Source organism: Sphingopyxis sp. (assembly GCF_036402335.1).
Taxonomy (GTDB): domain Bacteria; phylum Pseudomonadota; class Alphaproteobacteria; order Sphingomonadales; family Sphingomonadaceae; genus Sphingopyxis.
The window spans coordinates 1-3,844 of the sequence record NZ_DASWTD010000065.1 but is presented as its reverse complement, the minus strand read 5'-3'; the positions used below and the strand labels follow the sequence as shown (position 1 = coordinate 3,844).

The window sequence follows — 3,844 nt, the reverse complement described above, 5'->3', positions numbered from 1 at the left end:
CGAGCGTCGAATAATGCAGCCGGACCGCGGGCATGATCTCGCCCGAGCGGAATTTGAAATCGCGGATCGTGACGTCGCCTTCCTTCGTCGCCCATTTCGACGGCGCAGCGACCAGCGCCGGCGCTGGGGGCGGGGTGGGTGCCGCCGGCTGCATGGCCAGCAAGGCGAGGGTCAGGAACGTCATCTATCTCTCCCTTCGGGACGCTTTTCGCCCGTTACTTCGCGCGTTGCCGCGCGGTGATGATCACGTCAATCTCGTCGGCGCGCGGGTTGATATATTCGAGCCGGGTGCGTCCGTCGTCGGTCTGCCTGATCGTCGCGGGGATCGAACTGTTGGTCAGCACCCAGCCCGCCGGAAGCACGACGGTGTTGAGCGGCCGCCCGAACGAGCGGTGCCAGACGAGTTCGTCGCCGGTCGCGCCATAGCGTTCGGGGTCGGTATAGGTTTCGGAAAAGCGCAGCCGCGCGCTTTCGCCCTGTTTCACCGGGTCGAAATAGAACACGACCGCTTCGGTGTCGGCGGTCACCCCTTTTTCGGACGGGTTTGCCTTCAGGATCGCATCGCCCTTCAGCATCTCCCAGCGCAGCGGCGCGCCGGTGTCGAGGTTGCGCGCCGACGGTTTCGACGCGCTGCTGCCGGCGCGGACGATGTTGACATAGGTGCCGACCCCCGGCCGCGTCTCGGTATAGTCGTGATACAGGTCAAAACTATGCGTTTCGGGCGGCTGGAGGAAATAGGTTACCTCGCGGCTCTGATACGCGCGCTCGACAAGCGGCGCCTTGACGTTCGACGGGACGGCCTTGAGCCCGGGCGAGGGCCGCGCCTTGATCAGCAGCGGCGCCTCGGCGGGGGTGTTGTTCCAGAAGGCGATCTTGATCCGGCCGTCGGCTTCCTGAAGCACCTGCGCCGGATAGTTGCACGACACCAGTTCATATCCCGCAGGCAGGACGACCGAATTGCGCTTGTTGCCGAGCGGTCGGTCGAAGACGATGACGTCGCCCTCGCTGTAATAGCTTTTGGCATCGGCATAGGTTTTGTCGATCAGCACCCGGCCCTCGCCACCGTCGGCTGCCACCGGGCGCGCGAGCTTGACCTCGATATATTCACCGTCGGGCTTGGCACCGCGCACGCCGCCCGCCTTCGCGACATCGCCGGGGACGACGCCGAAGACCAGCGGCTTGCCGGTGGCGCGGTCGGTGACGCTTTCGTCAGTCGCGACGCTGCCAGGGCGGATTGGGTTGTAATAGGCGGTCGCGCCGGGCGAACTCGCGGTGATTTCATATATGATGCGGAATTTGTTGCTGCCCGGCGCCAGCAGCTCGTAGCGCGTATAGGCATCGGTCTCGGTCTGCGGCACCGGCGCTGCCGGCTGCGCGTGGAGCGGCCCCGCGATCGCCAGGCCCGCCGCCGTCATCATCCATTTCAGATGCGCCATCATCGTCCCCCTGGATATTGTTGAGCCGACTCCAAACCAGCCTTGCATCGTATACTAAATACAATAAACTCGCACCCGTCAATCAGCAGGGGGAATTATGCGGTTCGGGCCCATCATCATGCTGGCATTTGCCTTCATTGCTGCTCCTGCGGCGGCGCAAGTGTCGGCGGCGGACGTCGATCGTTCGCTCGCGCTGCGCGAAAGCTGGATGTATCTGACGCAGGATGTCGCCTTTCCCGGCCAATGGAATGCCGAGGGACGCGGCTACTCCTATCGCAAGACGGTTCCCGGAGGCTTCGCCTTCGTCACTTATGACATGAAGTCGGGCAAGAAGCGGCCGAGCTTCGACCATGAGCGCTTGGCGGCGGCGCTCGGCAAGGCAACGGGCGAACGCACCACCGCGCTACGTCTGCCGTTCGAAAGCTTCGCCTTTTCCCCGGACGGCAAGGCGATCAAATTTTCGCTGCACGACGACGGCTGGCAATGCAGCCTCGCCGACTATGTCTGCGCCAAGGCGCCCCGCGCCGGCCGGCCGCGCGCCTTCGGCGTCGTACGCGACCTCGCGATTCCCGCCGATAACAACCCGCGCCGCTCGCCCGACGGCAAATGGGAAGCCCATGTCGAGAATTTCAATATCGCAGTGCGCCCCGTCGGCGGCGCGTGGAAGCGGTTGAGCACCGACGGATCGGACGCCAATTTCTACGATCCCGAATCGATCGCCTGGTCGCCCGATTCGGCGAAGCTCGCCGCCTATCGCGTCCGCCCCGGCTTTCGCCGGATCGTCACCCGCGTGCTGTCGACCCCGGCCGACCAGGTCCAGCCGCGCCTGATGGAGCAACTCTATCCCAAGCCCGGCGACGCGGTCGATATCGACCAGCCCGCGCTGTTCGATATCTCCGCCGGGCGGCAACTCGCGGTTCCGGGCGATCTCTTCGCCAATCCCTATGACATGACGAAGCTCGAATGGCGGGCGGACAGCGCGAGCGTCAGCTTCATCTACGAACAGCGCGGCCACCAGCTCGCACGCGTCGTGTCGGTCGACGCCGCGACGGGCACGCCGCACGCCGCGGTGACCGAAGAGGCAAAGAGCTTCATCAATCAGGGACGCCGCTTCCGCTACGACATCGGCAATGGCCGCGAAGTGATCTGGATGTCCGAGCGCGACGGCTGGAACCATCTCTATCTTTTCGACGGCGCCACCGGCGCGGTGAAGACGCAGATCACCAAGGGCGACTGGGTCGTCCGCGATGTCGTGAAAGTCGATGAGGCGAAGCGGCAGATCTGGTTCACCGCGAGCGGGATGAACGCGGGCGAAGATCCCTATTTCCAGCATTTCTACCGCGTCGATTTCGACGGCAGCGATTTGACCCCGCTGACCAGCGCGAACGCGTACCACGACGTCGCGCTGTCCCCGGACATGGGCCTTTACGTCGACACCTACTCGCGCGTCGACCTGCCGCCCGTCGCCGAGCTTCGCCGTACGAGCGACGGCGGTCTCGTCGCGACACTCGAGCGCGGCGACATCTCGAAACTGCTCGCCGCGGGTTTCAAGGCGCCCGAGCCTTTTGTCGCCAAGGGGCGCGATGGGCAGACCGATATCTACGGGCTGATCGTCCGCCCGCGCGATTTCGACCCGGCCAAAAGCTACCCGGTGATCGAAAATATTTACGCCGGCCCGCACTCGAGCTTCGTGCCCAAGACATGGTGGCCGTTCGGCTATCATGCCGGCGGCGACAAGGTCGTCGGCATGCAGTCGCTCGCCGACCTCGGCTTCATCGTTGTCCAGATCGACGGCATGGGGACGCTCAATCGCTCGAAGGCGTTCCACGACGTCACGTGGAAGAATATCGCCGACGCGGGCTTTCCCGACCGCATCCTGTGGCACAGGGCGGCCGCGGCGAAATATCCGGGCTACGACGTCTCGCGCGTGGGCATTTACGGCGGCTCGGCGGGCGGGCAGGACACGCTGCTCGCCCTGCTGTTCCACCCTGAATTCTACAAGGTCGGGGTCGCCTTTGCCGGCTGTTTCGACAACCGCATGGACAAGATCAGCTGGAATGAACAGTGGATGGGCTGGCCCGTCGATGCGAGCTATTCGGCCTCCTCTGGGGTCGACAATGCCTGGCGGCTCCAGGGCAAGCTCTTGATGATCGTCGGCGAGCAGGACGAGAATGTTGATCCCGCCTCCACGATGCAGGTGGTGAGCGCGCTGGTGAAGGCGGACAAGGTGTTCGACCTGCTCGTCGTCCCGGGCGAAGGTCATTCGGTCGGCCGCTCGACCGGCCCGATCGATTACGGGCAGCGCAAACAGTTCGATTTCTTCCTGCACAATCTCGCCGGACAGGAAACCCCCGACTGGAACGCCCGCGCCGCCGCCCCGCCCGCCCCCTGACATATGGAGAAACGCT

Annotated in this window: 2 protein-coding genes and 1 pseudogene; 1 reads left to right on the top strand and 2 read right to left on the bottom strand. The window is 64.6% G+C overall.

Going from position 1 to position 3,844, the window contains the following annotated elements; all coding sequences use genetic code 11:
* Together VGD20_RS02010 and VGD20_RS02005 are read right to left on the bottom strand one after the other, a co-directional pair.
* Positions 1-184: pseudogene (locus tag VGD20_RS02010) on the bottom strand (hypothetical protein); the annotation flags it as partial.
* A gap of 31 nt (positions 185-215) precedes the next feature.
* A complete protein-coding gene (locus VGD20_RS02005) occupies positions 216-1,439 on the bottom strand; it encodes a hypothetical protein (protein ID WP_331132855.1) in 1,224 nt (407 codons plus the stop codon).
* 94 nt (positions 1,440-1,533) lie between these two features.
* Between VGD20_RS02005 and VGD20_RS02000 the strand changes: the two genes are divergently transcribed.
* Entirely contained in the window at positions 1,534-3,828 is a 2,295-nt protein-coding gene (locus VGD20_RS02000) for a DPP IV N-terminal domain-containing protein (protein ID WP_331132854.1), read from the top strand.
* Positions 3,829-3,844: the final 16 nt, after the last annotated feature.

Coding starts and splice junctions, on each gene's coding strand:
- VGD20_RS02000 (WP_331132854.1), top strand. CDS start 1,534: ATGCGGTTCGGGCCCATCATCATGCTGGCATTTGCCTTCATTGCTGCT.
- VGD20_RS02005 (WP_331132855.1), bottom strand. CDS start 1,439: ATGATGGCGCATCTGAAATGGATGATGACGGCGGCGGGCCTGGCGATC.